The sequence below is a fragment of the Candidatus Nitronauta litoralis genome (assembly GCA_015698285.1).
GTDB lineage: Bacteria > Nitrospinota > Nitrospinia > Nitrospinales > Nitrospinaceae > Nitronauta > Nitronauta litoralis.
In genome coordinates this window covers 2,216,324-2,240,006 of the sequence record CP048685.1, presented here as the reverse complement: position 1 = coordinate 2,240,006, position 23,683 = coordinate 2,216,324, and the positions used below count along the sequence as shown (strand labels likewise).

Sequence of the window (23,683 nt, the reverse complement as noted above, 5' to 3'; positions counted from 1 at the left end):
AGGGAAAACATCCATGTTCCCCTTAAGCATCTCCTATATGGAACCTCAGAGACCCTCTAAATTAGTTAGAGTGTGTCACATAGATAAACACGGTGTCCGTTACCGACGGATTGTAAGGGATGTGATTCCCCTTGGCAAAAAGCGCCCGAATAGTATGCACACCTGCACTGAATTCGATAGTTTTACATTTGGAACCGTCACCCATGTGAATATGCTGGGCATCCTTGGGAATAGGTGATCCCAGATCGGGGAGGTCTGCATCTATGATCAGATGATGGTGACCTTTACCCGCGTTCACTCCATTTTTTGCTGGCTCGACAGTATACCCATTGGTTTCCATGCAGATTTCAACCGGACCCACATGATGCTTGCTTGCAGTTTCCGGGCTCACAATAGTCACCCCGGTACCACTATCGCGAGTACTTCCTGATGAATCACTCGTGGAAGTGCCTGATGAACCTGCAGAAGAACCCCCTCCTGATCCGTGGTGCATGGTCTCACAACCTACCAGCAATACTGCCATTGCAACCATAAAAATGCGTGTGAATATTTTCATTTAACGTCCCTTTCTTACAATTAATTCCCGGATGCACTGGGGGCTTACTTTTTATTTGTAACCGAATTGGTAGCCGTTCCCCCACCCTTGTATCAATTTTATTGTTTTGTAATCGGTTATCGGGATAAATTATAATGGAAAAAGAGCCAAAATCAACCAAAGCGGGTAAATAAATCTCCTATGGTGACCTCCGATACTTCATTATTTGCTTCCCAGGGAAAAGTCAATCGGCTTCTTTCCAGAGATGAAGGATCCCTTAGATCAGTTTTTCGGAGATTGTTGGGGAAACACAGCTATCCCTCTATAAGTTTTGTCGTTATCGCTTTTCTTTTTAATTTCCTTCCACAGTTTGCCCTGGGTGGAAGCTTGCCCCAGAACTGGGAAAATATAGAACCCGGACTTGAAATGGCCTCCTTCCCAGCCCCCGGTATAGTACGGCCCGCAACGGCAGCCTCCATCCGAGTCCTCAGGATTGATCCCAGCCGCTTCGAATTCCGCTTGCTCAATGCTTCCCGCAAAAAGGGAGGCAAACCCCTTTCGGCCCGACAGTGGTCCCGTCGTCATGAACTGGTCGCCGCCATCAACGCCAGTATGTACCAACGCGACCACATGACCAGCGTGTCTTATATGAAATCAGGAAAGCACGTCAACAACACCTGGTTCTCAAAAGACAAGGCCTTACTGGCATTCGATCCGCAATCCCCTGCCCTGCCGCCCGTGCAGATTCTGGACCGTGATTGCCAGGACGTAAAACAATTGCGAAAACAATACCAGTCCCTGGTGCAAAGTATCCGGATGGTGTCCTGTGACCGCAAAAATGTATGGGAACAACAAAAGCGAAAAAAATGGAGCGTCGCCGCAATCGGCGAGGACCTGCAAGGCCGCATTCTGTTCATCCATTCCCGCGTTCCCACTTCGGTTCACGATCTCATCGAACACCTGCTCAAACTGAAAACAATCCAGTTGAAGCGAGCCATGTATGTAGAGGGCGGCCCGGAAGCACAACTGTTCGTGAACGCCGGAGAATCGAAACAGGAGTTCGTCGGTACATTTAAAAACAGCCGACCGGAAAGCACAGGCAACACCATCGCCTGGCCCATCCCGAATGTCATCGGCGTCGTCCGCAAACCCGTTAAATGATGCCGAAATCCAAAACCCCAGGTAGCCAGGAAACCGTGAAATGCAAAGCGCGTTTCCGTATCACCGTGCAGGGGGAGATCGCCCTGGGTCCTGGAAAAATTGATCTACTGGAAGCGATCGACAGCGCAGGGTCCATTTCAGGCGCCGCCCGCGAACGGGGACTCAGCTACAAACGGGCGTGGGATATGGTGGCAACAATGAACCAGTGTTTTAAAAATCCACTGGTGTCGCGTGAAAAAGGGGGTGCAGGAGGAGGCGGGGCCAGCCTTACAGAGCTGGGTCGGGAAATTATTTTGCTATACCGCGATATGGAAAAAAAATCCCAGAAAGCGACCGACAAGGAATGGATCGCAATCAAAAAACAATTGAAGAGTTGATGATGAACTACTGTGTACTCCGATTTTGCCCATAAATATATTTAACAAACCAAAGACTAAAGTAAAAAAGAAATAATCCAAGGCGAGATTTGGAGCCTGTCCTGAGCTTGTCGAAGGGTCGCCTACGGCTTCTCAGAATGACATAAAATATCGTATTGTCATGCTGAGTGAAACGAAGCATCTCGCCCTGGACTTTGATTATCCATTATTGAAAAGCTCCATTCGGGAAGAGGGAATATCGAAATCGTATTCCGGGTCAATCTATTATTTGATTTGCCTGTAACGGAAGCAGGACGTTTCGTGGTCGTTGACCATCCCCACCGCCTGCATGAAGGCATACATTATGGTTGACCCCACAAAACGAAAACCACGCTTCTTGAGATCTTTGCTCAAGGCATCGGAAATGGGAGTAGTGGCGGGAACTTGCTTTAACGATTTCCATTTGTTGCAAATTGGTTTTCCATCCACAAATCCCCAAATGTAGGCATCGAAACTGCCAAACTCTTTTTGAGTTTTCAAATAGGCCTTCGCGTTGGAAACGGCGGACTCTACCTTGAGCCGGTTGCGGATAATGCCGGTATCCTGAAGCAGTCTCTCAATCTTTTCCTGCTTAAACCGCGCCACCTTTTTTGGATCAAAATCAGAGAATACTTTTCGATAATGATCCCTTTTCTTTAATATTGTGTCCCAGCTCAAACCCGCCTGCGCCCCTTCGAGAATCAAAAACTCAAACAGCAGACGGTCGTCATGCGCTGGCACCCCCCACTCCTCATCGTGATAGGGAATACTGTTTTCGTTAGTCGCCCAGGCACAGCGTTTATTTTTCATTGAGGTTCACTCAAATGTGGAAGACATTTGATAATGGAAAATACGTACGATGACACTCCAATATATTTCATTTCAAACTAGCGACAACTACCTGTCTGTAGAGACAAGGCTTTCTTCGGGAACAAGAAGGTCACTCCCATTCGATGGTGCCCGGGGGTTTGGAACTGATGTCGTAGCAGACGCGGTTGACGCCCTGCACTTCGTTGATGATCCGGTTGGAGATTTTACCGAGAAGTTCATAAGGAAGGTGGACCCAGTCGGCTGTCATGCCGTCGGTGCTGTTGACGGCGCGCATGGCGATCACGTTTTCGTAAGTGCGCGCATCGCCCATCACACCCACCGTTTTCACCGGCAACAGAACAGCGAACGATTGCCAGATGGATTTGTAAAGTCCGGCGGCTTTGATTTCTTCGAGTATGATCTTGTCGGCCAGGCGGAGGATATCCAACCGCTCACGGGTGACCTTGCCGATAACGCGGATGGCGAGCCCTGGACCGGGGAAGGGCTGACGGGAAATCATTTCATCGGGCAATCCCAATTCGCTGCCCAGCGCGCGTGCTTCGTCTTTGAACAGTTCACGCAGCGGTTCGACCAGCTTGAGATGCATCTTTTCCGGCAAACCGCCCACGTTGTGATGGGATTTGATGACTGCCGATGGCCCGCCTTTGAAGGAAACCGATTCGATTACATCCGGGTATAACGTTCCCTGCGCCAGGTATTCAAAATCTCCAAGGCGGTTGGCTTCTTCTTCAAAAACCTCAATGAACACATTGCCGATGATCTTGCGTTTCTGTTCGGGATCTTCCACTCCCTCCAGCTTGTCGAGAAAACGATCAACCGCATCGACCACGATGAGATTGATTTTGAAATGCTCACGAAAGGTTTCCGCAACTTTCTGACGTTCGCCGGTTCTTAAAACTCCGTTATCCACAAAGATACAGGTCAACCTGTCGCCGATGGCCTTGTGCAGCAGGATTGCCACCACCGAAGAATCGACCCCGCCACTCAAACCGCACAGCACTTTTCCATTGCCAACCTGTTTGCGGATGTTGTTGATGGAAAACTCGGCCAAAGAATCCATTTTCCACTCGGATTCCACAGCACAGATTTTATAGAGAAAATTCTTCAGTATGTGCAGCCCCTCCTGGGTGTGCACCACTTCGGGGTGAAACTGCAGACCATAAAGTTTCAGTAACGGATGCTCCATCGCTGCGATGGGTGAGTTGTCTGTGAACGCGGTGGTACGGAAACCTTCAGGCATACGCGAGATACGGTCACCGTGACTCATCCAGACAATCGACTTGTTTTTCACGCCATCGAACAGGTGAGAAAATTCCTTTACCATGAGCTCGGCGCGGCCAAACTCGCGTTCCGTAGACGGATCGACACGACCGTTCAGCAGGTGGGTCAACACCTGCATTCCGTAACAAATTCCCAGCACGGGTATATTCAGTTCGAGAACGTTGCGGTCTATTTGGGGCGCACCTTTTTCCAGAACACTGGCCGGACCGCCGGAAAGGATAATTCCTTTCGGATTAAACTTTTTGATTTTTTCCAATTCCCAGGTGCAAGGGTGGATTTCGCAATACACCTCGCATTCGCGAACTTTCCGGGCAATGTTTTGTGTGTACTGGGATCCAAAGTCAAGAATGAGGATTTTATGATCGTGCAGGCTCAATGATTTCCCCCCAGGCTCCCGGGTTTCCGGGAGACCTCAATGTAGTTTTGAATTTTGCAGGATGCGGTTGGGTGAGCAAGGGTGGCCAGTCTTTGCCCGTTCCCTGTTATTCGATATGGTAGTTCGGTGCTTCTTTGGTCACGATAACATCGTGGACGTGACTTTCGCGCAAACCGGACGGAGTGGTCCGGATGAATTTCGATTTTTTTCGAAGATCTTCGATACAAGTGCTTCCGCAATATCCCATACCCGCCCTCAGTCCGCCAAGCAACTGGTGGACGGTGATACGCATGCCACCGCGGTAAGGTATTCGTGCCTCGACACCTTCCGGCACCAGTTTGCTTTCGTTAAGACCCAGCTCCTGGAAATATCGGTCGGAACTGCCCTTCTGCATGGCGCCGATGGACCCCATGCCGCGATACTCTTTGTAGGACCGCCCCTGATACAGGATTTTCTCTCCCGGACTTTCCTCGGTACCGGCAAACAGCGAACCGATCATGACGGCACGGGCACCGGCCGCGATGGCTTTGGTGATGTCTCCGGAGTGGCGAATACCCCCATCTGAAATAATGGGCACTCCTTTCTTTTCAGCGACCTCATTACACTTCATGACAGCGGTGATCTGTGGCACACCCACTCCGGAAACCACGCGGGTGGTGCAGATAGACCCGGGCCCAATCCCGATCTTGACCGCGTCTGCCCCTACCTTGATGAGTGCTTCTGTACCTTCTGCAGTGGCCACGTTCCCACCAATGACCTGCAGTTCCGGGAATGTTCCTTTGATCTCGCGAATGGTGTTCAATACTTTTTCCGAATGCCCGTGGGCACTGTCAATAACGAGAACATCGAGTCCAACCGTGACCATGTCCTGAATGTGCTGCAGGGTGTTGGTGGAAACGCCAAGTGCAGCTCCCACGCGCAGTCTGCCGTGGTCATCCTTGGTCGCGCCCGGATATTCGGTTGCCTTCAGAATATCTTTCAGGGTGAGCAATCCTTTGAGGTTGCCTCGATCATCGACCACTGGCAGTTTTTCGATCCGGTTGTCGTGCAGGATGCGTTTTGATTTTTCAAGTGAAGTGCCGTCCGGAATCGTCACCAGGTTTTCACTCGTCATCAATTCCGAAATTTTCTTGAGCATCTTCGTTTCAAACCGGATGTCCCGGTTAGTGAGAATACCGACCAGCTTGCGATCTCGGGTGATTGGGATACCGGTGATTTTGTATTTGTCCATGATCTCCAGCGCTTCGCCGAGTGTTTTGTCCGGATCAAGGGTAATCGGGTCTGGAATGATGATGCTTACCGCGCGTTTGACCCTTTCCACCATCTTGCGTTGCACTTCTGGCTGGAGATTGCGGTGAATGATGCCGATTCCACCTTCCTGCGCCAGAGTGATCGCCAACTCGGATTCCGTGACTGTATCCATCGGTGCCGAGATCAACGGACATTTCAACTCGAGGGATTTGGTCAGTTGCGTAGAGATATCCACATCCGAAGGCAACATGGTGGAATATGCCGGCAGAAGAAGAACATCGTCAAAAGTAAGGTACATTTCAGGATCTTGTATTTTGGCCATAAAGTCTTGTGTTTCCGGATGCTGGAGGTGTGGGTGGTGACGCTATCGCAAACGCCTGAAAAAGCATAATAGCACGGTCTAACCGGGGGTTGGGAAGGGAAAATTTGACGCTTTTTATTTCCGTATTTTACACGGCATTGGGGGTCCCTTTTTGCATTTCAGGTGGTCGTCATTTCAGTGACAGAAATATCACCTTTGATTTGGCCCCAGGATCATGGGACACTTTTAAAGTGGCTGGAAGATAAAAAATTTAAATCGGAGATTTATATGAAACGCTTGTCCATTGCCTGCCTTTTACTCGTTGGATTTATTTTTACTGCACCGGCTCAGGCCGGTTTTTTTGATGAATTACTTGGTGGCATAACAGAAAAAGCTCCGGCTGTCACATCCGGAGACCTATCTCTGGAGAAAATTGTTTCAGGATTAAAAGAAGCGTTGTCTGTCGGGACAGGCAATGCGGTTTCGGTGCTGTCGAACCCGGGTGGCTATTTCAAAAACGAAGCAGTGAAAATTCTACTGCCTGAAAAAATCAGAAGCATGACCAACATGCTGCGGGAGGTTGGTTTTGATGGACCGGTGGATGAATTTGAATTGAGCATGAACAAGGCCGCAGAAGCGGCAGTCGATAAAGCCAAACCGATTTTCATGGATGCGGTTAAGGAGATGACGTTTGAAGATGCCAAAAAGATTCTCGATGGCAGCGACACTGCCGCGACGGAATACCTCCGCGAAAAAACTTCAGGCAAGATCGCCGAAGCGTTTCGTCCGATCATTTCCAACAGCATGAATGAAGTCGGCGTGACACGGAGTTATCAGGCCCTCGTCGACAAGTTCAACACGATTCCCTTTATGAAAGCCGATTCAATGGACCTCGAACCTTATGTGACCGAGAAGGCCATGGACGGTGTGTTCCACATGGTGGGAGAAGAAGAGAAGAAAATCCGCACCAATCCGCAGGCCCGCGTAACCGACATTCTGCAGGAAGTGTTTAAGTAGACCCGAGGTGGGCTTGCTCCCCCTTCTCCGAAGGGGGCTGGGAGGCTTCTTCCGTAAAATCTTTTATCAATAATCTTTTAGAAGTAAGGCAGGATACAGCGGCACGGAATTGGTCAAAGCCCCCTGCTCTTTACTGGCTGTGCGCCAGCACCTTCGCGTCCCTCTTCGGAGAAGGGGGAATTTTGAAAAATCCAAGGCGAGATTCTTCGTCACCCTTTGGGCTCCTCAGAATGACATGCGGTGTTTTTGCTATTTGCCGACCGCAGAAGGACACATAGAAAAACTCTTCAATGTCCCAATTGTATTGCCAAAGGTTGTACGCTGGCCGTGCGCCAAGCACCGTTGCCCGCCTGGCTAAGTCTTTGGTTGGGCGACGATTTCGATGCCCATGAATTTGAGGGGGAGGTTCTGGCCGGGGAAGTGGCTGTAGGCATCGGTCTCATCATAATATTCGTTCGCATCAAAATGCTCGACGGCAAAATTGGCTGCGCGCACGTCTTCTATCATATGGTGGCAGAACTTGTCTTCTATAGGAACCAGGGTTTCCAGATAACCAGGCATGAGTTTTTCTCGATACAGGGGGTCTTCTGCGTCTTTCAGGATGCGGTACTCCAGGTCGGTGTCGATGATGATGAGTTGTCCGTCCGGCTTCAACGCCGTCTGTGCCCAGGCGAGAAATGCGCGCCTCTGTTCACGTTGCAGGTGATGTAAAAATTTACTGACGTGAATCCTGCCGAAGGTTTTCTTCATTTTCCCCTGCATGTCTTTTTCAAGCGGGAAACTCCATGACTGAATCGTGACCTGCTGTTTTCCCATCAACTGGCGGAAGTGGTTGAGCCCTTCCACAATAAACGGCATGGTGTCGGACAGGGTCAGGGGAGGATGCGATTCGGGCCAGTCGTGGATCAGGCTGAACCCGGTAAGACCGGTGGCGACGTCCAGCACCGGGCCATCCTTGGGCCCTACTCCTTGCGGAAGCGGATCTTCCCAGGGAAAATTTTTGGTGAGCCAGAGATAAAAACTGTAGCTCTCCGCCAGCAGCTTGACCAGAGTTGGATCGTTTAAAAACCGGTTGTCGGCACGTAGAGTATTGGCCAGAGCGTAGAACACCGCTTCCATGCGCGTATTGAGCAATAGTGGGTCGAGTTCCAGCTTTGCTGCATCGGCTTCGCGGTTGAGGTGCAGGTGATCGAGGTTGAGAAACACCATGGGCCGCTCATGCTGGACGTACAACAGGTCGGCAAGATCAATCATGATCTCGGGATAGCTGTAACGCAGGAGTTCGTTGAACGCTTCCTGCTGAACCTGACCTTCGGGAGAATCGCGAAAACCGAGCCGGCCATTCAACGTTTCAAAAAAGTCGCGCACGCGTTCGTTGAGGTCTGGCGCGTTGGACCTATCGAGTCCCTTGAACGCCCTGCCCCGTTCGGTTAACAGTGGCAGGCGGTTGGGGTCTTCAATAAATATTCCAGCAGATGTGTTCATGTTTTTTTACTTATATTAATCTCTGAAAATGTTTCCTATTGTCATTGCGAGGAAATGTGGTGACGAAGCTATCCAGCGGGCCACCCCTAAAATCCATTTTCAGCTATGACTATGGATCGCCACGCCCCTTTTTGTCACTCGCTATGACGAAGAACACTCACTCCGAAGATTCATTTTCTAACAAAAGAAAGGCCGCCATTATACACACAAGATTTCTACCAGCATCACGGCCAGTCCCAGGCGGCACGGCCCAGGTAATAAAAGGCAATGACGACCGTTGACAAGACCCAGGGCACTATAGGAAATGCAGTTCCAGCGATGAGTGTATACACCGAGACACCTATCCGCCCGGCGTAAATAAGCGCGAGAGACATCGCAAGCTTACGACCCTGGCGTGCAATCAGTAAGGACAATCCCCCACTCAGGACAACGGCAACCAGGCAAAACATGACACCGTAGAAGGGATCAAGCCCCACGGGTGGCATCACAAAAAAAGTGATCACCAGGTACAGCAGATTCATCCCGGTGAACATCCAGGCGGCTTGTTTGTATTTTTTCATCCTGCCATTTTCTATTGATGGGACATCAGTCATTTATTTTTGCTCTACTAAAATCAGGTTTTGGGATAAGCCTTCAATTGCAGTTTGCCGGGGGGTATGATAGCGTTCAATTCCTGTTCAACCAAACAAACTTATGCGACCTTTAAACGAACAACTTCAGATCATCAAGCGTGGAACCGTCGAGATCATCGACGAGAAAGACTTTACCGAACGTTTGGAGAAGTCTATCAAAACAGGGAAACCCCTGCGCGTCAAAGCCGGGTTTGATCCGACAGCGCCCGATCTCCATCTCGGCCATACGGTTCTTCTACATAAGATGCGGCATTTTCAGGAAATGGGTCATGAGGTGGTGTTTCTGGTCGGAGATTTCACCGGGATCATCGGAGACCCGACGGGAAAATCCGAGACCCGCAAGAGCCTCACTCCGGAAGAGGTCAGTGAAAATGCGAAGACCTATCTGGAGCAGGTTTACAAAATTCTGGACCGTGAAAAAACGACGGTAATGTTTAACAGCGAATGGATGAACAAGCTGACCCCGGTCGACTTCATCAATCTTGCCGCCAAGTATACGGTAGCGCGGATGATCGAGCGCGACGATTTCCAGAAACGCCTGGCGGCCAACCTGCCGATCTCCCTGCATGAGTTATTGTATCCGCTGATTCAGGGCTACGATTCAGTCGCGATGCAATCGGATGTTGAACTCGGTGGTACGGACCAGAAATTCAATTTGCTGGTGGGGCGTGATCTGCAACGAGCGCATGGACAGCCACCGCAAAACATCCTGACCATGCCGCTGCTGGAAGGCACCGACGGTGTTCAGAAAATGAGCAAGAGCCTGAATAACAGCATCGGCGTGCTCGATTCCGGCACCGAGATGTTCGGGAAAATCATGTCCATTTCAGATGAATTGATGTGGCGCTACTATGAACTGCTCAGTGATATTTCCACTGAGGAGCTGGAGGAGTTGAAAAAGGATGCCAGCTCCGGGACGCTCAATCCAAAAGTGGCGAAGGTGCGGCTCGGACGCGAGCTGGTGGCCCGATACCATTCAGAGGCAATCGCCGACAAAGCTGTTCAGGAATTTGAAAATGTGTTCAAGAAGCACCAGTTACCGGATGAGATACCCGAGTATTCCGGCTGGGGTAGTGAGAAATGGCCAGTCTGGAAAGTGCTGAAGGAAAGTTCGCTCTGCCCCAGTACATCGGATGCAAGGCGCATGATTAAGCAGGGTGCAGTCTCAATCGACGGAGAGAAAGTCGCGGATGAGAACCAGGAACTTTCAGGAGACCGCGACTGCCTGATCAAAGTTGGCAAGAAGCGGTTTCTAAAAATAAAGGCAGGCTGATAGTTTCAAAGATCCTGGGAAATATGATTGGATCTGCTCCGGCAACTCACAGGCCTTTAAAATAAAGGCCCGCTCGTAGCCGAATACAATTTGGATTCCTTTAGCGTTTACTGCGAATGCGGTGGCCGGGTAATATCGGTTCAGACCCATCGACAATCATTGCAGTCGAAGACTTACCGCCCACCTTGACCACAACCAGCTCACCAATAACCCGGTCAATGGACAAACGCGGCTCCGGATCGACAATTTTCTCTACGTGGTTGATCAGGCTGCGGATCACTTCCTTTTCTTCCCTGGCTGCGGCCAGAATATCGAAGCGGTCTCCCGGTGCCACGTTATGCGTCTTTCCAAGGTCGATGAACACAATATCCCGTTCACTGCTTAACAGATAGCCTTCCCGGTTTTCCATAACAAAACCGGACAGATTTTTACGGGGACCTCGAAAATCTTCGGTCATCATGGCCGGAAGGTTCTTTGGATAAGGAGCAACAAAAGATCCGCGTGGAATGAGCTCGATCATTTCAGTAACCTGCGCCCGCGCTTTTTCAGCTTCAACCTGCTTCACTTCCAGGATACCCACCACGCGAACCATGTCTCCGCGGTCTTCACCTCTTGCGATCATCAACTCATCAAACCATTCCAGTTTTTTCTTCCAGATCCCTGTTTCTCCAGTGCCGATTTTCATGTCCCACAAATCATTGGCGACACCACCATCTCTGGTTTTCAGATAAGGATGGTCGGATTGAACCGGATGGCGCACGGGAACTTCCAGATCAAACCCCTGGTTAAAATTATCATTGATGAGATAGGCCAGCAGTTTGTCGCCGGGCTTCAAGCCCTTGTTCGTTCCAATGTCGAGGTCAACAATCTCATAGTTGATCGCATTGCTCCAAAACCCTTCGTTACGAATAATGGAACCAAATGGAGTGTGTTCATCCACCAGATATCCGGAACGGATGTATTCTCCAAGAGTGATGAGGGACAAGTTTTCATTGAAGAACTGGGTCGGCGGGCTGGCTGCGGTGACTTGCTTGGAAATCACCTCCGGGGCCGGTAACCGAGACGCAACCTGCATAGGGTTGTCGGATTGTGCCTGGGATGCTGGCGTTTCCGTTTCTTCCAGATCGCCACGATAAAGGGGCAACATATCAGAACCCGAGGTCAGTTCTGCCATAACCTCAGGTTCCGCCAGAGCCGGGCCGGTAGCCACAAGAGCCATAAGCCCCATAACAATCAAATAGTTGAAGACCAAACACTTTCGCGTTTTGTGCCGCATGGTCGCGTTCTCCTGCAAATGGAATATCCCGCCTCTTGGGCAGAATTTAACCAAATTTACATTATTTTTGGGTAAATTAGATGGTACCAGATTATTCCTGTTTGTAAACCTGAAAAAGATCCTCAAGTCAAAATAATTCAGAGAGATAATGGGATTTTATTCAAAATAACGGCTTTTGGAAAGGCTGGATGTAACCTCCTAAATTTACAGGTTTTCTCCCTTGACAGGTGCCTGAGGCAATGAAATAATCCCTGTTCAACTTTCAACGTGGTTTGCTCCCGGAAATGGTTCGTCATGCCCGGAAATAGTGCTAACCCACCCAATTCGATATCAATTAGACATGAAACGAACTTTTCAACCGAACAACCTGAAACGCAAGCGCACCCACGGGTTTCGCGCCAGAATGGCCACTGTAGCGGGTCGCCGGGTACTCTCCAACCGCCGCCGTAAAGGACGCAAAAGCCTCACGGTTTGACCATGGGGCAGCAATTGTTTCCCAAGGAAAACCGGCTTTTGTCCCGTCCCGATTTTAAACGGGTGATGGATCTTGGGCGAAAACGGCGCGTCGATAAGCTTTGCCTCCTGTTTTTCCTCCCAAATGACACGGGTCTAAAACGGCTCGGCATCATTGCTTCCAAAAAGGTAGGGAATGCCGTCGAACGCAACCGGGCAAAGAGGAAGATCCGGGAAGTGTTTCGACTGAATATGGACCGGTTCAAGCCCGGCACGGACGTCGTCGTGGTATCCGGAAAACCCATGGTGAAAACCCTGTACGGGGAAATTGAAGGTCGTATTCTTTCCCATTTACCCAGGTCCTGAACAAAAATCCTAATGATCAATTCCATCCTGAAAACTGGTGTACGTGGTTACCGCTATCTTGTTTCTCCGCTGATGGGACCGTGTTGCCGATTCAACCCCACGTGTTCGCACTTTGCCCTGGAGGCGCTGGACCGGTTCCCGTTCTGGCGCGCGATCCCAAAGATCTTCCTCCGTATTTCCAAATGCCATCCCTTCCATAAGGGTGGTTACGATCCTGTGAACTGACGAGGGAGACACCTGCTTGGAAAACCGACTGCTCATTGCCTGCGTCCTGTCGCTGGGAGTCTTTGTGCTCTGGGGATGGCTGATGTCCGTCGTCCAACCGCAACCCCCCAAAGGGAATGCGGATTCGACGGCAAGCGAACAAACAGCTGAAGCTCCCGGGAACTCATCACGAAATAAAGTTAAACCAGCAGACGATGCTTTACCGGTTCCCTCTAAAATCGAGGAACCTGATGAAGACGCAACTCTGGAGTCTCTACTCCCGCCAGCTAAAAGTAATACGCTGAGTGAAAATGGAGAAAGCCTGTCTGGTGAAGCGATGCTGGAAACCGAAGGTAAAAGAGAAGAGCAGATCTCAGCTCCCCCCAAACCCGCAGCTCCTGCAATTCCGGAACGCACAATCGAAGTGGTCAGTGGAGCGCTCACCTATACTCTGTCTAATCGTGGCGGGGTGATCACGTCTGTTGGCAGTCGCCACATGAAAAGCCTGAAAGGTGAGGCAGCGGAACTGGTGCCACACGAAGAAGGCACAATTCACCCGATGACACTGGTGACCGACCACACCGGCATGAACAAGGCACTGGCGCAATCGATTTACCAGACCGACGCGCCCCCCAGCCAGATGCTCGATTCAAACAATTCAAAAGTAATAATTAGTTTTCATCTTAAGCATCCCACTGGGCTCACCGTCGACCGTACCTATACCTTTGAGCACGGCAACCCGGTGTTCAAGGTTGAGAACAAAATAGATGGCCGGGTATTTGCTGGGGAGAACCTGCAATACAGGATCCTTTGGGGCCCGGGACTTGGGGGTTCTAAAGAATCGCAGGCCGATTACATCATATTTTCCGGACCGACCACTTTCCTCAACAATGAACGGGTTGAGACGAATCCTGCTGACATGACAAAGGATCGGGTGGAGCATAAGGGTGATCTGAAATGGACCGGGTTTCAAAATAAATACTTCGCTGCGGCCCTGCTACCGGTTGATGGAATCGATTCCGGAGTTGTGGAGAAACACGGCGACAAGGAAATTTATGTCGGATTGCAGATGGATTCGGCGCAGTCCAGTGCATCCTCGATTGCAAAAGTGTACGTCGGCACTAAAGAGCTGGAAGTGCTGGAAAATGCTGGCGACCACCTGGTTCGTCTGATCGACTACGGCTGGTTTGGAAACAAGTTTGCATTTCTGGTGAAACCCATTTTAAAAGCCCTCAACTTTTTCTACGGGCTCACGGGTAATTACGGCTGGTCGATCATCTTCCTGACGTTCGTCATCAAACTGCTGTTCTTCCCCCTGACGCACAAGAGTTTCAAATCGATGAAGGGCATGCAGAAGGTCCAGCCTTACGTCAAGATTATCCAGGAGCGGCACAAGGGCGACCGGCAGAAAATGACAGAAGAGATGATGGAACTGTACCGCAAACACAATGTCAGCCCGATGGGCGGGTGTTTGCCAATGTTGTTGCAGATTCCCGTGTTCATCGCGCTGTATCACGCATTATTCTTTTCGATAGAACTGCGTGGCGCTCCATTCATGTTGTGGATCACCGACCTGTCTGAAAAAGATCCGTTTTTTGTGACTCCGGTTATCATGGGTGCCACCATGATCCTCCAGCAGAAAATGACACCCACTGCCATGGACCCGATGCAGGCCAAGATCATGATGATGATGCCGATCGTGTTCACCTTCCTGTTCATCACCTTTCCAGCGGGACTCGTCATCTACTGGACAATCAACAATATCCTCACTATCGCCCAGCAGTACTATATTTATAAAGTGGCGAAGGACTAGCGATCACATTCCCCTGCTAATTCATTCAAAAAAGATGCTTTACCCCGCTCCCTGACCGCCAGAACACAAATGAACAAATGTTCATTGTTTACAATTACACGGCTTCCCGCCATACTGAAAGTTAGAAATAAGGACAGGAGCAAACAGAATGCAACGCTTATCAATAGAAGTTACCCCGGAGCAACATAAACGGCTAAAGGCCGTCGCCGCTTTACAGGGCAAGTCTATCAAGGAATATGTTCTGGAACGGGTATTGCCTCCTCTGCCGGAAATGGACTCCATGTCGGAAGAAGAAGCGATCAGCAGACTGGAAGAGTTTTTAAAGCCACGCATTGAAGGGGCACGCAGAGGGGAGTTTGCCACACGGTCAGTTGAACAAATTTTTGAGGACGTTCGGCAGGAATCCTAATAGTGCTTCCATATGAATTGACCAAAGGTGCGGAAGCCGACCTGGAAGGTATTTCCCGCTACACGATCCAAGAGTGGGGGGAGGCCCAGGCGAAAAAGTATCTTGGGAAAATCAGTCAGGGTTTAAAAAATATCGCGGCCAGAAAAGTATCTTCACGGACCTTTTCAGAAAAGTTTCCAGAGGTGCAGGTTGTCCGCTGTGAACATCATTTTATTTTCTATTTTTATTCCGAAAGCGGGAAACCTGTCATATTAGCTGTCCTTCATGAGCGAATGGATATGCTGATCCGCCTTAAAGAGCGACTGAAATAATTTCTCCTCTTATTTAACACCCGGACCATCGCCCAGCAGTACTATATTTATAAAGTGGCCAAAGACTAGCAATTGCCAGACATAGAAACCCCACCTCTATCATTTTAGATGAAATTTCTCTTGGGCTCTTATTTCAATAGAACCCTTTTGTTGAAATATACAAATAACGCATTACACTAAATACACGCCCTGTTTAATTCCCAACCAAAGGTTGAGCTGAAATGCCTGACTCACTTTGCCAAAAGAAAATAAACGGTTGGATAATTACCTTTTGTGTCCTTTTTGCAGCTTTAACCTGGCACACCACGGCCTTCGGCCAACAGTATTCCAAATCAAAATATTTCAAATTGAAGAAAGGGACGGGCCTGTTTCACTACGACCGCGAGAAGCAGGAAAACTGGCTGAAAGGAGCCATGTGGAAACAATACAAAAAAATCCCACTATCAGTTTCCAACTATGCACGGGAAAGTTACACTTATCTTAAAGATGTCGAAACGGTTGAGTTGATTAAAAAGGAATCCTTCACCCAAAAAAGAGGCACGGCAAACAATTATTACGAAGAAGGTGGCGTGGGTTATGTACAACTTCCCGATGATATTCCCGAACACAATTTGACCATGTACAGGGTAAAAGTTTTAACTGGCGAGGCCGTCGGCAAGGAGGGGTGGGTTTACGAAGATTATCTGGGATCTAAAACGGGCAAACCCGGGTATCAGCCCAAATCAAGTTCTGGGGAAACCGCCTCAGCGGCATCCAAACCCAGGAGCGCCTCATCCAGAAAAGGATCCTTGTTTCTTGTTAAACTGAAATCCGGCAAGACCATTGTGTCCAAAGTGTACAAGGAACTCAATGACACGGTTACCTTAATGAAAGGGGCAAAAACCTTGACCTTGCCCAAAGAAGAAATCGCTTCTGTTAAGACCTTAAAATAAACAACCCATATTAATAACCACATCTTCGGTTTAGGGAGCTCGTTTTCGAATATCCCCCTGAAGTAAATTCCAATTAATGAGGAAATAAATCCTGAGAAAACCGCTTCAACTCTTTTGATGTTTAGAAAGCTCAAATATCAACATGTAGTCAATTAAAGACTTGACCCCTTTAAGGACACCGGAAACCGTTTTCAAGGAAGGTCTTCCAAAACCAGATAAAATACAGGAGCAAAAACAAAAAAAGACGGCTAAAATAGCCGCATAAATCACATACCCAACAAGGGCCACTGTTCGGCAAATACTAGCTTTGTACACATATATAAAATCTTTCTTCTTTGCTTAACTGCTGGTAATGTCTCATAGGTGCGATTCCTTTGGGTGAGGGTAAGATTTTTCCGCAAATCAATCCTACCTCCTTTTTTACCAAAGGAATTGCACTTATTGTATGAATCCGCGCATTAAAATTATGTTCTCCTAAATCGGGACGGCCAGGAACTGGTTTCCCTTTTTTCCATGTTTTTTGTGTTAGGTGCTAACTGGACAAACGAAACCTAAATATTATTCACAAAAACTATTACGAATAAAAAATTTCGATGGAAGAACATACAATTTCTAGGGCAGCATTATCATCAATATCAATGAATTGATAACATTTATATGGATGATTGCTGGGAATGACGTTTTCATACAACCTACTCAAAGCATGTTGTAATACTTCGCTATCTCCAATGATTTCAAAAAAACCTGAAATACCATTCACGTCGTTATCAACTACCCGAATCACATCGTTAAAGTTTATCGTAACTTGGGACTCGTTCCATGCCCTAATTTTCACAACAAATAAACTATGTTTTTTCAAATAAGAGACAAACTCAGAATCATTAAAACCAATTTGAGTTTTAACATCAATTTTTTCCATTATTGCGCCCCTGGAAATTTTTCACCCGGTAAAAAGCCGGTCCCTTCCCCTCGTTGGTACTCGGGAGGCTTTACCTTAGTTGTATTATTTTTATTGTTCCAGCTTTTCGTCGGATCTGTCCGTGTTTCAACATGGTAGTGTTGGCCATGGTGCCTTGGAGAGTAAGTTTCGCCTGGCTTTACGGGATGTTTTTCTGGGCGAATACGAACCTTGTCGCTTGGATAAATTCTCCCTTTTGCGTCACGAGGTAAATCCGGAAGTAAATCATCCGGGTTTTCCGGAAATCTATTTCGATTATTTTTAGCCGCTTTTGCGGCTTTTGCTCCTTTTGCAAATTTAACTATAGCACCAAGGGAAACGCCGCCGGTGGCCCCCATGACAGTAGATTGTACTATTTCCCATCCGTCATAGCAGTCAAAATTTAAACCATGCTCCATAAACTGAAGGCCAATTTCAAATACTAAGCCTCCAGCGGCACCCGCAGCAGCGCACCACGGGCAGAAACAATTTGGACAATTCCCAGTGGGGTCAATGAAATTGATCGGATCGTTGAGGACGTGATACCGTCTGAAAACCCCGGATAGTGCAGTCCTGGCGTGGAGTGATCGGGAGTTTTGGGTGTGCCGGGGCACATGATTTCAGCCTCGGCCTGTCCTGTTCTCCCTGAGTCCCTCGGTTTCACCTCCTTTGCTTCGTTTGCTTCTTATATTAATAAGCTGACTCCAGTTTTATATTATAGGGATCACGTCGGTGCGGGATCGGACTGGACTTTCAGTTTCTCCATCTCCAACTTGATCCATCGTTTGATATTCACCGCAACCGCCGTGAAGTAACATTGAAGCTTCATCTTGTTTAGTCCCCGATACCTGGCCCGCGTCAGCCCGTGATACCGCTTCATCTCGGACAGTTTTCCCTCGATCGCCTGCCGGAGTTTCATGTCTTCCTTGAACTGATCAGTCTTGTTATAAACTTCCGCGTCTCTCAGTTCCTGGTGCGCAGGACCGATCCCCACCACACGCCGTTTCTCTTTTGCTTTTGTGCATTTTGACAGGTGCTCGCATGGGCCGCACTTTGTCAGGGGAAAGTGAAACATCCGTACGTCCTTCTGGTAATCGTGAAAACTCTGCTTGATCGTCACACCGGCAGGACACGTCAGCGTGTTCTTCTTCGCGTCATAATCGAACATCGACTTCGGATACACGGCTCGCGTGATGTTGTTCATGATCCGCAGGGGCGCGACCAGTTCCGTGCCGTGTTCCTTGAGCGCTTTTCTATATCCTCCGTCGCTGTATGCCGTGTCGCCGATCAGTTTCTCCGGCTTGAGACGGTGCGGCTTTTGTTCTTCTATTGACTGCACCGTCACCGATCCGTCGCGCTTGTTTCCCGGTGTTGCCTGCACACTGGTGATGAAGCGGCTGTTGACGGTCTCGGTGATATTGGCCTTGTAACCGTGGAACTTCTTCGTCTTCGACTTCGCGCCGAAGCGTGCATCGGGATCGACCGGTGACACCAGCAAGTCGGCGGGCTTCTCCTTGCGCACTTTCTCTTTAGGCTGGTTGTTCTCATCTTCGGTGATGTGTTCCCTCAATATACGTTTCAGCATTTCGACGGATTTCGAAAGGTTCTTGTCACCTTTAACGGACTCGGCCTTGCGAAGCACTGTCCGGGCATCAGTCACCACCTCCACCAGTTTCTTCTCCTTGGCCGCAAAATCCAGACGACCATCCACTTCATGGTCCACCTTGCGGTGATCGTACTCCTCCACCGTGATCTTTTTGCCAAGTGATTGGTATAGTTTCGGATGTTTCTTCTTCAGCGGGATCAGCACGTTCCGCACCCCCTTCTTCACCAGCACCGTCATGGTGGGAAGCGCGATATCCGCGATCACGTGCGTCGCATCGATGCGCTGGATTTCATTCCGGCCGATCAATCCCTCCTTGACCAGTTTATCGAGGAGTTTGTCGAAGACTTCCTTCTCCTTCTCATGTTCTAAAAGGCGTTTTCTGAAGTCGCCGAGAGAAGAGTGATCGAACGGGCGTTCGTCCAGCCGTAACCCTAATGCAAACTTGATCTCGATATCGAACGCACAGGCACGCTCCATCTCGCGGTCCGAAAGATTCCGGTGAAACTGGAGGATGGTGGCCTTTGCCAGCAAGGCCGGGGAGATCGGCGGACGACCGTTGTCCAGACAATACATCGAAGCGAACATCTTATCCTTGATGAGCGGATTGATCTTCTCTTTGAACCGCCGGTAGAAACTGTCTTCAGGAATAATCCGGTCACACACATACTCCGGATCAAAAAAACTGCCCTGACCGGAATGCGGGGAAGAGGCAGAAGGCTTCAACATAAAACCTCCAGGGAAAGAGGGGGAAGGGAACTTCTAAAACGACTTTTAAAACTTAGGTTGCAAAGCTATTCTATCGCGTCTCGAAAAAAAAGATATAGGCCACCCATAATAAAAGCCCCTCCAATAATCACCATAATAGTCTGAGCTAATAAGAAGTTACGATAATTAGTCTTTTTATTAAAAGCCTCTTTCCCCCAAATATTTAAGTGGTGAGACAAGACGGCAGAAGAAATTCTCTTCCTCTTGAATAATCCAATCAGACCCAAAAGAATAAATATTATGCTATTTATTGTTTCCATTAATCAAAATCAATAATTTTAATAGTTTGAGTTGCTCCAATCGATACACCGAATCCCAAGCCCACTCCAGCTCCAGCTCCAAGATTTAATTTCCCTTTATCATCAACAGTCACCGATCCTTGAGCACCAACGGGAACGCCTCTAACAGGAAAACCACCTCTTGCAATTATACCCAAACCAATTCCTTCACAAGGATCACCTGTATTAATGGTTGCTGACACTCCTTTTCCGATTCCTAATCCAAACCCATAAGTAAAAAATATCCCTTTGGGCCCTATTTGAATTGAAACAGTTCCCCCAGGACCTGTAGTACCAGTAGCAGACCCTGATGCACCAACATCTATGTACCATAAACCATTTAAATCGATAAAGTTTACGGGGTCTTGGGGCGTGTACCCATACAGGTTTGTCTCAACCAGGGGTTTTCCGACACTATCGACGTATCCAAAGAGGTTAGTGTCGCCGCCTTCGAACTCGATCGGGTCTTTGCTGGTCCAGCGTCCAATCTCCGGGTCATAATCGCGAGCACCGAAACGAACTAGCTTGGTGTCTTTGTCGTAGAGACCTCCTGCAAAACCGAACGGGATGAGGTCACGGTTGCCGCTAACGATGGTCTCGACACCCCATTCGTCGTAACTCAGCTCAAGCGCGGTGGTTCCATTACTGATATCGATGACAAAACGCGGACTTCCTAAATGATCCGAAATAATGCGGTAGACATAAAAGCCAGAAAAAAAATACAGAGGAAAAAACAAAAAAGACGGCTAAAATAGCCGCCTAATTCCAACATCTAACAAGGGCCAATGTTAGCTAATTACGATTCTTGTACACCCTTTTTTTAATTTATGAGGATAAAATCATCTCAATTTTTTTTTCTACAAAACCGTAACCCATAAGGGAATCTTTAGGATATTTTTTTTTATCAATTTTTTTAATTTCTACTTCTTGTTCACCAATAATTTTTAGAGTGTTTTCATCATATTGGCTCAAATAACCAACTGAACTACCCTCCTCAAACCTTAAAAACAATGGCATTGGCCACTTTTCCCTAGACCACTCAGAAACTCTACCTATTACCTCCCATTTTTTCTCTAAAAAACCTAAATCACCAAATTGACCTAAAAGAACCGCATTTTCAGGAAATATGTTTTCGTCGATAACTAATTTTTTAAATTGTTCAACTTTAGGGCCAAAAAAATAACCAAAAATACCACCACTTCCATCCATCCTGGCTACAACTCCACGCGCATACCCCCCTTCTGATAGAGGTACAGAAAAACAATCTCCTTCAGAATAGTTCAAAGTTTTCTTAGGCATCTAAAGTTTCCCTCCAGAATCCATATACTTTTTGCGATTGCGATTCCTGTCACCAATAGGGTTCTTCTTATTTAAACCCCCATTTTCCACTCGCGCTTCCGGGTGCTGATCATGAACAATTTGTTCTCGACCACGTTGGGCATCATAAGAATCAGTTCTTTTGTCAACTTCAAACTCAAGGTCCTTTGTTTGAGGATCCCTTTTGTGCTCTTTTTTACGTCGCTCAAGATCCTTAGATCGTCCTGTTCTTTTTACACCACCATCAGGAGTTTTTAATTTATAAGTACCTCCTTTAGGTAAAAACTTACTTCCATTCCCTGCTCTGGCAACACCAGGGGGTAAAACCGCCCCAACGGCAGCCTTACCTACGGCTTCCCAATCAATGCACTCAATTTTACCTCCATTTTGGGTCATTTGAATGGCAATTTCGATTAAAATTTCAATCCCGATTTTGACGCACCATGGGCAGTTGCCGGTAGGATCAATATAGTTGACGGGGTCGTTGAGGACGTAGCCGAAGAGGTTTGTGTCACCGCCTTCGAATTCGATCGGGTCTTTGGAGGTCCAGCGTCCAATCTCCGGGTCATAATCGCGAGCACCGAAACGAACTAGCTTGGTGTCTTTGTCGTAGAGACCTCCTGCAAAACCGAACGGGATGAGGTCACGGTTGCCGCTAACGATGGTCTCGACACCCCATTCGTCGTAACTCAGCTCAAGCGCGGTGGTTCCGTTGCTGATGTCGATAACGAAACGCGGACTTCCAAGATGATCCGAGATGATGCGGTAGACGACCGGGTTTGCCCCCGACACATCCACCATAACGTCCGGCACATTGGAACGGGTGCCGTAAATGAACCGCTTGGTGATGTTGTCGTTTAAGTCGAGTTCCGCAATCGGGTTGAGCGGGTCGCCATACAGCCACTTCTTTGTGATAGTCCCGTTGACCTTCTTCGCGATCCTCCGATTGCTACCGTCGATGATGTAGTCGATTACATCGTTTGTTAAAGGCGGGTCGACCTGCCGGAGGTTGCCCAGCACATCGTAGGTGTAGGTCGTGGTGCCGGACGCATCGACCTTCGTTGCAAGCTCACCGTTGTCGTTGTAGGTGTATGTGGCGGTGGAGTTTGCCGTCAGCCGGTCCTGCACATCATAAACCGCACCGTTGTTCAGACGGTCCACACCAGACGGGCGACTGACTCAAAAAATATTAAATTTCACAAAAAGAATCACAAAAATAAAAAAAGACGGCTAAAATAGCCGCCTAAATCCCAAACCCAACAAGGGCCTCTGTTAGCCAATTACGATACTTGTACATTAAGATGGGTTTTCTTTAATTTTTCTGAATTTTTGGTTTATTAATTGGCGAATCTTTTTGTATAAAAATGGAACTAACTTGAACCATTGCAAATAACCTGCAATTGATGAAAGGGTCCAAAGTAAAATGTAGTGAAAATAGGGATGTGAGTTATACAAAAAAGGATCTGGAATAGAAAAACCCTCCTCAAAAATTTCAATCAAAATTCCTACTAGTCCAAATAACAAATAATTTATTGGAAACCCTAGGAGAATCATACTCCAAGAAAAAAATGCTCCCGTATGACTATCTTCAATTCCCGCAATTGAAACCAAAAGTATAACCACTGCGGCCAATACCCAAATAGTTCGAAGAATATTGAAAGTCCATTTCATTTGATATCAAAGCCCAGGTCGATTTTTCAAAATACATTTTAAGCTGCATCTTTCATTTACTGCATCATCGTATTCTTGGCAATCTTGCCCAAAAGGTATGCCATATTTCGGGCGAGGTTTCGCCCACTCTTCAATCAGACAAGATTCAAAACATTCGTTGTTTTCTTCGGAAATTTGACAACCTGGAAATCTAAGTTGATCATCACTTGCTTTTCCATCACTTCTTACGGGGCTTCCCTCATGATCTTGTCCACCACATTGAACTCCATCAGAATTGACAATACAGGAATATTGATGATAAGCGTACACAACCTCATCGTGGGCCCACTGACTGATGCCAATTCCAAATTTATTTGTTAAAGCGTCTAACGGCTTAGTGCATTTATAAGTAATAAGTCCAGTAGGATCAATCAAATTGATGGGATCATTGACGACATAGTTGTAAAAATTAGGATCGTTTCCTGTCAAACGAATGGGGTCTTTACTTGTCCAGCGTCCAATTGCAGGGTCATAATCGCGTGCACCATGACGGACCAGTTTTGTATCAGGATCATACAGCCCACCAGCAAAACCGAAGGGTTGAAAGCCAGAATTAGTATCACTCAATATATTTCCCCATTCATCATAGCTTAGTTCCTGGATTATTGCGCCTGAAGTCGTGTTGACAACCAATCTTGGAGAACCTAAGTGGTCGCTAATTATTTTAATAAAGGTGTCAAATCTTTATTTGACATCTTTTAGGTTTTATTGATTCCAACTATTTAAATTCCAAATTTTTCTGCCTCCATTCAGATAATTTTCCAACAA

General features: G+C 47.9%; 27 protein-coding genes. 11 read left to right on the top strand and 16 right to left on the bottom strand.

Translation table 11 applies throughout. From position 1 onward, the window contains the following. Positions 1-61: 61 nt before the first annotated feature. The gene (locus tag G3M70_10250; GenBank protein ID QPJ63784.1) at positions 62-493 is read right to left on the bottom strand and encodes a DUF4399 domain-containing protein; all 432 of its coding nucleotides are present in this window, start codon (positions 491-493) and stop codon (positions 62-64) included. Positions 494-922: 429 nt separating this feature from the next. Between G3M70_10250 and G3M70_10245 the strand changes: the two genes are divergently transcribed. After that, positions 923-1,696 (top strand): phosphodiester glycosidase family protein, encoded by a 774-nt coding sequence (locus G3M70_10245; protein QPJ62230.1) that lies wholly within the window; start codon positions 923-925, stop codon positions 1,694-1,696. After that, the gene (locus G3M70_10240) at positions 1,693-2,073 is read left to right on the top strand and encodes a LysR family transcriptional regulator (protein ID QPJ62229.1); all 381 of its coding nucleotides are present in this window, start codon (positions 1,693-1,695) and stop codon (positions 2,071-2,073) included. Before G3M70_10245 ends, G3M70_10240 begins: the two co-directional genes overlap by 4 nt. A 264-nt stretch (positions 2,074-2,337) precedes the next feature. Here the strand turns inward: G3M70_10240 and G3M70_10235 are convergent, their stop codons facing one another. The 3 genes from G3M70_10235 to guaB all read right to left on the bottom strand — a co-directional run bounded on the left by G3M70_10235 (position 2,338) and on the right by guaB (position 6,152). Continuing rightward, positions 2,338-2,901: a DNA-3-methyladenine glycosylase I gene (locus G3M70_10235; protein QPJ62228.1), complete on the bottom strand. Its 564-nt coding sequence runs from the start codon at positions 2,899-2,901 to the stop codon at positions 2,338-2,340. A 130-nt stretch (positions 2,902-3,031) separates the two neighbouring features. Beyond that, on the bottom strand, positions 3,032-4,579 hold the full coding sequence (guaA, locus tag G3M70_10230) for a glutamine-hydrolyzing GMP synthase (GenBank protein QPJ62227.1): 1,548 nt from the start codon (positions 4,577-4,579) through the stop codon (positions 3,032-3,034). A gap of 106 nt (positions 4,580-4,685) precedes the next feature. Continuing rightward, positions 4,686-6,152 (bottom strand): IMP dehydrogenase, encoded by a 1,467-nt coding sequence (gene guaB / locus G3M70_10225; protein QPJ62226.1) that lies wholly within the window; start codon positions 6,150-6,152, stop codon positions 4,686-4,688. 267 nt (positions 6,153-6,419) lie between these two features. Between guaB and G3M70_10220 the strand changes: the two genes are divergently transcribed. Continuing rightward, entirely contained in the window at positions 6,420-7,148 is a 729-nt protein-coding gene (locus tag G3M70_10220; protein QPJ62225.1) for a DUF4197 domain-containing protein, read from the top strand. Between the two features lie 354 nt (positions 7,149-7,502). On the opposite strand, the gene G3M70_10215 is transcribed toward G3M70_10220, so the two are convergent. Then, positions 7,503-8,633 (bottom strand): class I SAM-dependent methyltransferase, encoded by a 1,131-nt coding sequence (locus tag G3M70_10215; GenBank protein QPJ62224.1) that lies wholly within the window; start codon positions 8,631-8,633, stop codon positions 7,503-7,505. A gap of 224 nt (positions 8,634-8,857) precedes the next feature. Next, on the bottom strand, positions 8,858-9,226 hold the full coding sequence (locus G3M70_10210) for a hypothetical protein (GenBank protein ID QPJ62223.1): 369 nt from the start codon (positions 9,224-9,226) through the stop codon (positions 8,858-8,860). Between the two features lie 100 nt (positions 9,227-9,326). On the opposite strand from G3M70_10210, the gene G3M70_10205 reads away from it, so the two are divergent. Beyond that, positions 9,327-10,538 carry a tyrosine--tRNA ligase gene (locus G3M70_10205; protein QPJ62222.1) on the top strand — a complete coding sequence of 404 codons (1,212 nt, stop codon included), beginning with the start codon at positions 9,327-9,329 and terminating at the stop codon, positions 10,536-10,538. 100 nt (positions 10,539-10,638) lie between these two features. Here the strand turns inward: G3M70_10205 and G3M70_10200 are convergent, their stop codons facing one another. Beyond that, on the bottom strand, positions 10,639-11,814 hold the full coding sequence (locus tag G3M70_10200) for a hypothetical protein (GenBank protein ID QPJ62221.1): 1,176 nt from the start codon (positions 11,812-11,814) through the stop codon (positions 10,639-10,641). A 340-nt stretch (positions 11,815-12,154) separates the two neighbouring features. Here G3M70_10200 and rpmH point away from each other — a divergent pair, with 340 nt between their 5' ends. From rpmH to G3M70_10165, 7 genes are all read left to right on the top strand, one after another. Further along, positions 12,155-12,289, top strand: a complete 135-nt coding sequence (rpmH, locus tag G3M70_10195) for a 50S ribosomal protein L34 (protein QPJ62220.1) — start codon at positions 12,155-12,157, stop codon at positions 12,287-12,289. Positions 12,290-12,291: 2 nt separating this feature from the next. Then, a complete protein-coding gene (gene rnpA / locus G3M70_10190) occupies positions 12,292-12,633 on the top strand; it encodes a ribonuclease P protein component (GenBank protein QPJ62219.1) in 342 nt (113 codons plus the stop codon). A gap of 12 nt (positions 12,634-12,645) precedes the next feature. Beyond that, the gene (yidD, locus tag G3M70_10185; protein ID QPJ62218.1) at positions 12,646-12,858 is read left to right on the top strand and encodes a membrane protein insertion efficiency factor YidD; all 213 of its coding nucleotides are present in this window, start codon (positions 12,646-12,648) and stop codon (positions 12,856-12,858) included. Positions 12,859-12,874: 16 nt separating this feature from the next. Continuing rightward, a complete protein-coding gene (gene yidC / locus G3M70_10180) occupies positions 12,875-14,650 on the top strand; it encodes a membrane protein insertase YidC (protein QPJ62217.1) in 1,776 nt (591 codons plus the stop codon). A 148-nt stretch (positions 14,651-14,798) separates the two neighbouring features. Further along, positions 14,799-15,059 carry an antitoxin gene (locus tag G3M70_10175; protein QPJ62216.1) on the top strand — a complete coding sequence of 87 codons (261 nt, stop codon included), beginning with the start codon at positions 14,799-14,801 and terminating at the stop codon, positions 15,057-15,059. A gap of 2 nt (positions 15,060-15,061) precedes the next feature. Next, on the top strand, positions 15,062-15,370 hold the full coding sequence (locus G3M70_10170; GenBank protein ID QPJ62215.1) for a type II toxin-antitoxin system RelE/ParE family toxin: 309 nt from the start codon (positions 15,062-15,064) through the stop codon (positions 15,368-15,370). 221 nt (positions 15,371-15,591) lie between these two features. Next, a complete protein-coding gene (locus tag G3M70_10165) occupies positions 15,592-16,302 on the top strand; it encodes a hypothetical protein (protein QPJ62214.1) in 711 nt (236 codons plus the stop codon). A gap of 574 nt (positions 16,303-16,876) precedes the next feature. Here the strand turns inward: G3M70_10165 and G3M70_10160 are convergent. The 9 genes from G3M70_10160 to G3M70_10120 all read right to left on the bottom strand — a co-directional run bounded on the left by G3M70_10160 (position 16,877) and on the right by G3M70_10120 (position 23,584). Next, positions 16,877-17,221: a hypothetical protein gene (locus G3M70_10160; GenBank protein QPJ62213.1), complete on the bottom strand. Its 345-nt coding sequence runs from the start codon at positions 17,219-17,221 to the stop codon at positions 16,877-16,879. Further along, a complete protein-coding gene (locus G3M70_10155) occupies positions 17,221-17,658 on the bottom strand; it encodes a hypothetical protein (protein ID QPJ62212.1) in 438 nt (145 codons plus the stop codon). Before G3M70_10155 ends, G3M70_10160 begins: the two co-directional genes overlap by 1 nt. Positions 17,659-17,681: 23 nt before the next feature. Beyond that, positions 17,682-17,903 carry a hypothetical protein gene (locus tag G3M70_10150; protein ID QPJ62211.1) on the bottom strand — a complete coding sequence of 74 codons (222 nt, stop codon included), beginning with the start codon at positions 17,901-17,903 and terminating at the stop codon, positions 17,682-17,684. A gap of 60 nt (positions 17,904-17,963) precedes the next feature. Then, positions 17,964-19,571, bottom strand: a complete 1,608-nt coding sequence (locus G3M70_10145; GenBank protein ID QPJ62210.1) for an IS1182 family transposase — start codon at positions 19,569-19,571, stop codon at positions 17,964-17,966. A gap of 298 nt (positions 19,572-19,869) precedes the next feature. After that, positions 19,870-20,613 (bottom strand): RHS repeat-associated core domain-containing protein, encoded by a 744-nt coding sequence (locus tag G3M70_10140; GenBank protein ID QPJ63783.1) that lies wholly within the window; start codon positions 20,611-20,613, stop codon positions 19,870-19,872. 100 nt (positions 20,614-20,713) lie between these two features. Next, positions 20,714-21,187, bottom strand: coding sequence for a hypothetical protein (locus G3M70_10135; GenBank protein QPJ62209.1), 474 nt, complete (start codon positions 21,185-21,187; stop codon positions 20,714-20,716). Then, positions 21,188-22,366, bottom strand: a complete 1,179-nt coding sequence (locus G3M70_10130; protein QPJ62208.1) for an RHS repeat-associated core domain-containing protein — start codon at positions 22,364-22,366, stop codon at positions 21,188-21,190. A gap of 135 nt (positions 22,367-22,501) precedes the next feature. Next, positions 22,502-22,876, bottom strand: a complete 375-nt coding sequence (locus G3M70_10125) for a hypothetical protein (protein ID QPJ62207.1) — start codon at positions 22,874-22,876, stop codon at positions 22,502-22,504. Positions 22,877-22,882: 6 nt separating this feature from the next. Next, positions 22,883-23,584 carry an RHS repeat-associated core domain-containing protein gene (locus G3M70_10120; GenBank protein ID QPJ63782.1) on the bottom strand — a complete coding sequence of 234 codons (702 nt, stop codon included), beginning with the start codon at positions 23,582-23,584 and terminating at the stop codon, positions 22,883-22,885. Positions 23,585-23,683 lie beyond the last annotated feature (99 nt).

Coding starts and splice junctions, on each gene's coding strand:
- G3M70_10160 (QPJ62213.1), bottom strand. CDS start 17,221: ATGGAAAAAATTGATGTTAAAACTCAAATTGGTTTTAATGATTCTGAG.
- G3M70_10155 (QPJ62212.1), bottom strand. CDS start 17,658: ATGGAGCATGGTTTAAATTTTGACTGCTATGACGGATGGGAAATAGTA.
- G3M70_10135 (QPJ62209.1), bottom strand. CDS start 21,187: ATGCCTAAGAAAACTTTGAACTATTCTGAAGGAGATTGTTTTTCTGTA.
- G3M70_10220 (QPJ62225.1), top strand. CDS start 6,420: ATGAAACGCTTGTCCATTGCCTGCCTTTTACTCGTTGGATTTATTTTT.
- G3M70_10235 (QPJ62228.1), bottom strand. CDS start 2,901: ATGAAAAATAAACGCTGTGCCTGGGCGACTAACGAAAACAGTATTCCC.
- rnpA (QPJ62219.1), top strand. CDS start 12,292: ATGGGGCAGCAATTGTTTCCCAAGGAAAACCGGCTTTTGTCCCGTCCC.
- guaB (QPJ62226.1), bottom strand. CDS start 6,152: ATGGCCAAAATACAAGATCCTGAAATGTACCTTACTTTTGACGATGTT.
- G3M70_10165 (QPJ62214.1), top strand. CDS start 15,592: ATGCCTGACTCACTTTGCCAAAAGAAAATAAACGGTTGGATAATTACC.
- G3M70_10210 (QPJ62223.1), bottom strand. CDS start 9,226: ATGACTGATGTCCCATCAATAGAAAATGGCAGGATGAAAAAATACAAA.
- G3M70_10205 (QPJ62222.1), top strand. CDS start 9,327: ATGCGACCTTTAAACGAACAACTTCAGATCATCAAGCGTGGAACCGTC.
- G3M70_10215 (QPJ62224.1), bottom strand. CDS start 8,633: ATGAACACATCTGCTGGAATATTTATTGAAGACCCCAACCGCCTGCCA.
- G3M70_10175 (QPJ62216.1), top strand. CDS start 14,799: ATGCAACGCTTATCAATAGAAGTTACCCCGGAGCAACATAAACGGCTA.
- G3M70_10145 (QPJ62210.1), bottom strand. CDS start 19,571: ATGTTGAAGCCTTCTGCCTCTTCCCCGCATTCCGGTCAGGGCAGTTTT.
- rpmH (QPJ62220.1), top strand. CDS start 12,155: ATGAAACGAACTTTTCAACCGAACAACCTGAAACGCAAGCGCACCCAC.
- G3M70_10250 (QPJ63784.1), bottom strand. CDS start 493: ATGCACCACGGATCAGGAGGGGGTTCTTCTGCAGGTTCATCAGGCACT.
- G3M70_10125 (QPJ62207.1), bottom strand. CDS start 22,876: ATGAAATGGACTTTCAATATTCTTCGAACTATTTGGGTATTGGCCGCA.
- G3M70_10200 (QPJ62221.1), bottom strand. CDS start 11,814: ATGCGGCACAAAACGCGAAAGTGTTTGGTCTTCAACTATTTGATTGTT.
- yidD (QPJ62218.1), top strand. CDS start 12,646: ATGATCAATTCCATCCTGAAAACTGGTGTACGTGGTTACCGCTATCTT.
- G3M70_10240 (QPJ62229.1), top strand. CDS start 1,693: ATGATGCCGAAATCCAAAACCCCAGGTAGCCAGGAAACCGTGAAATGC.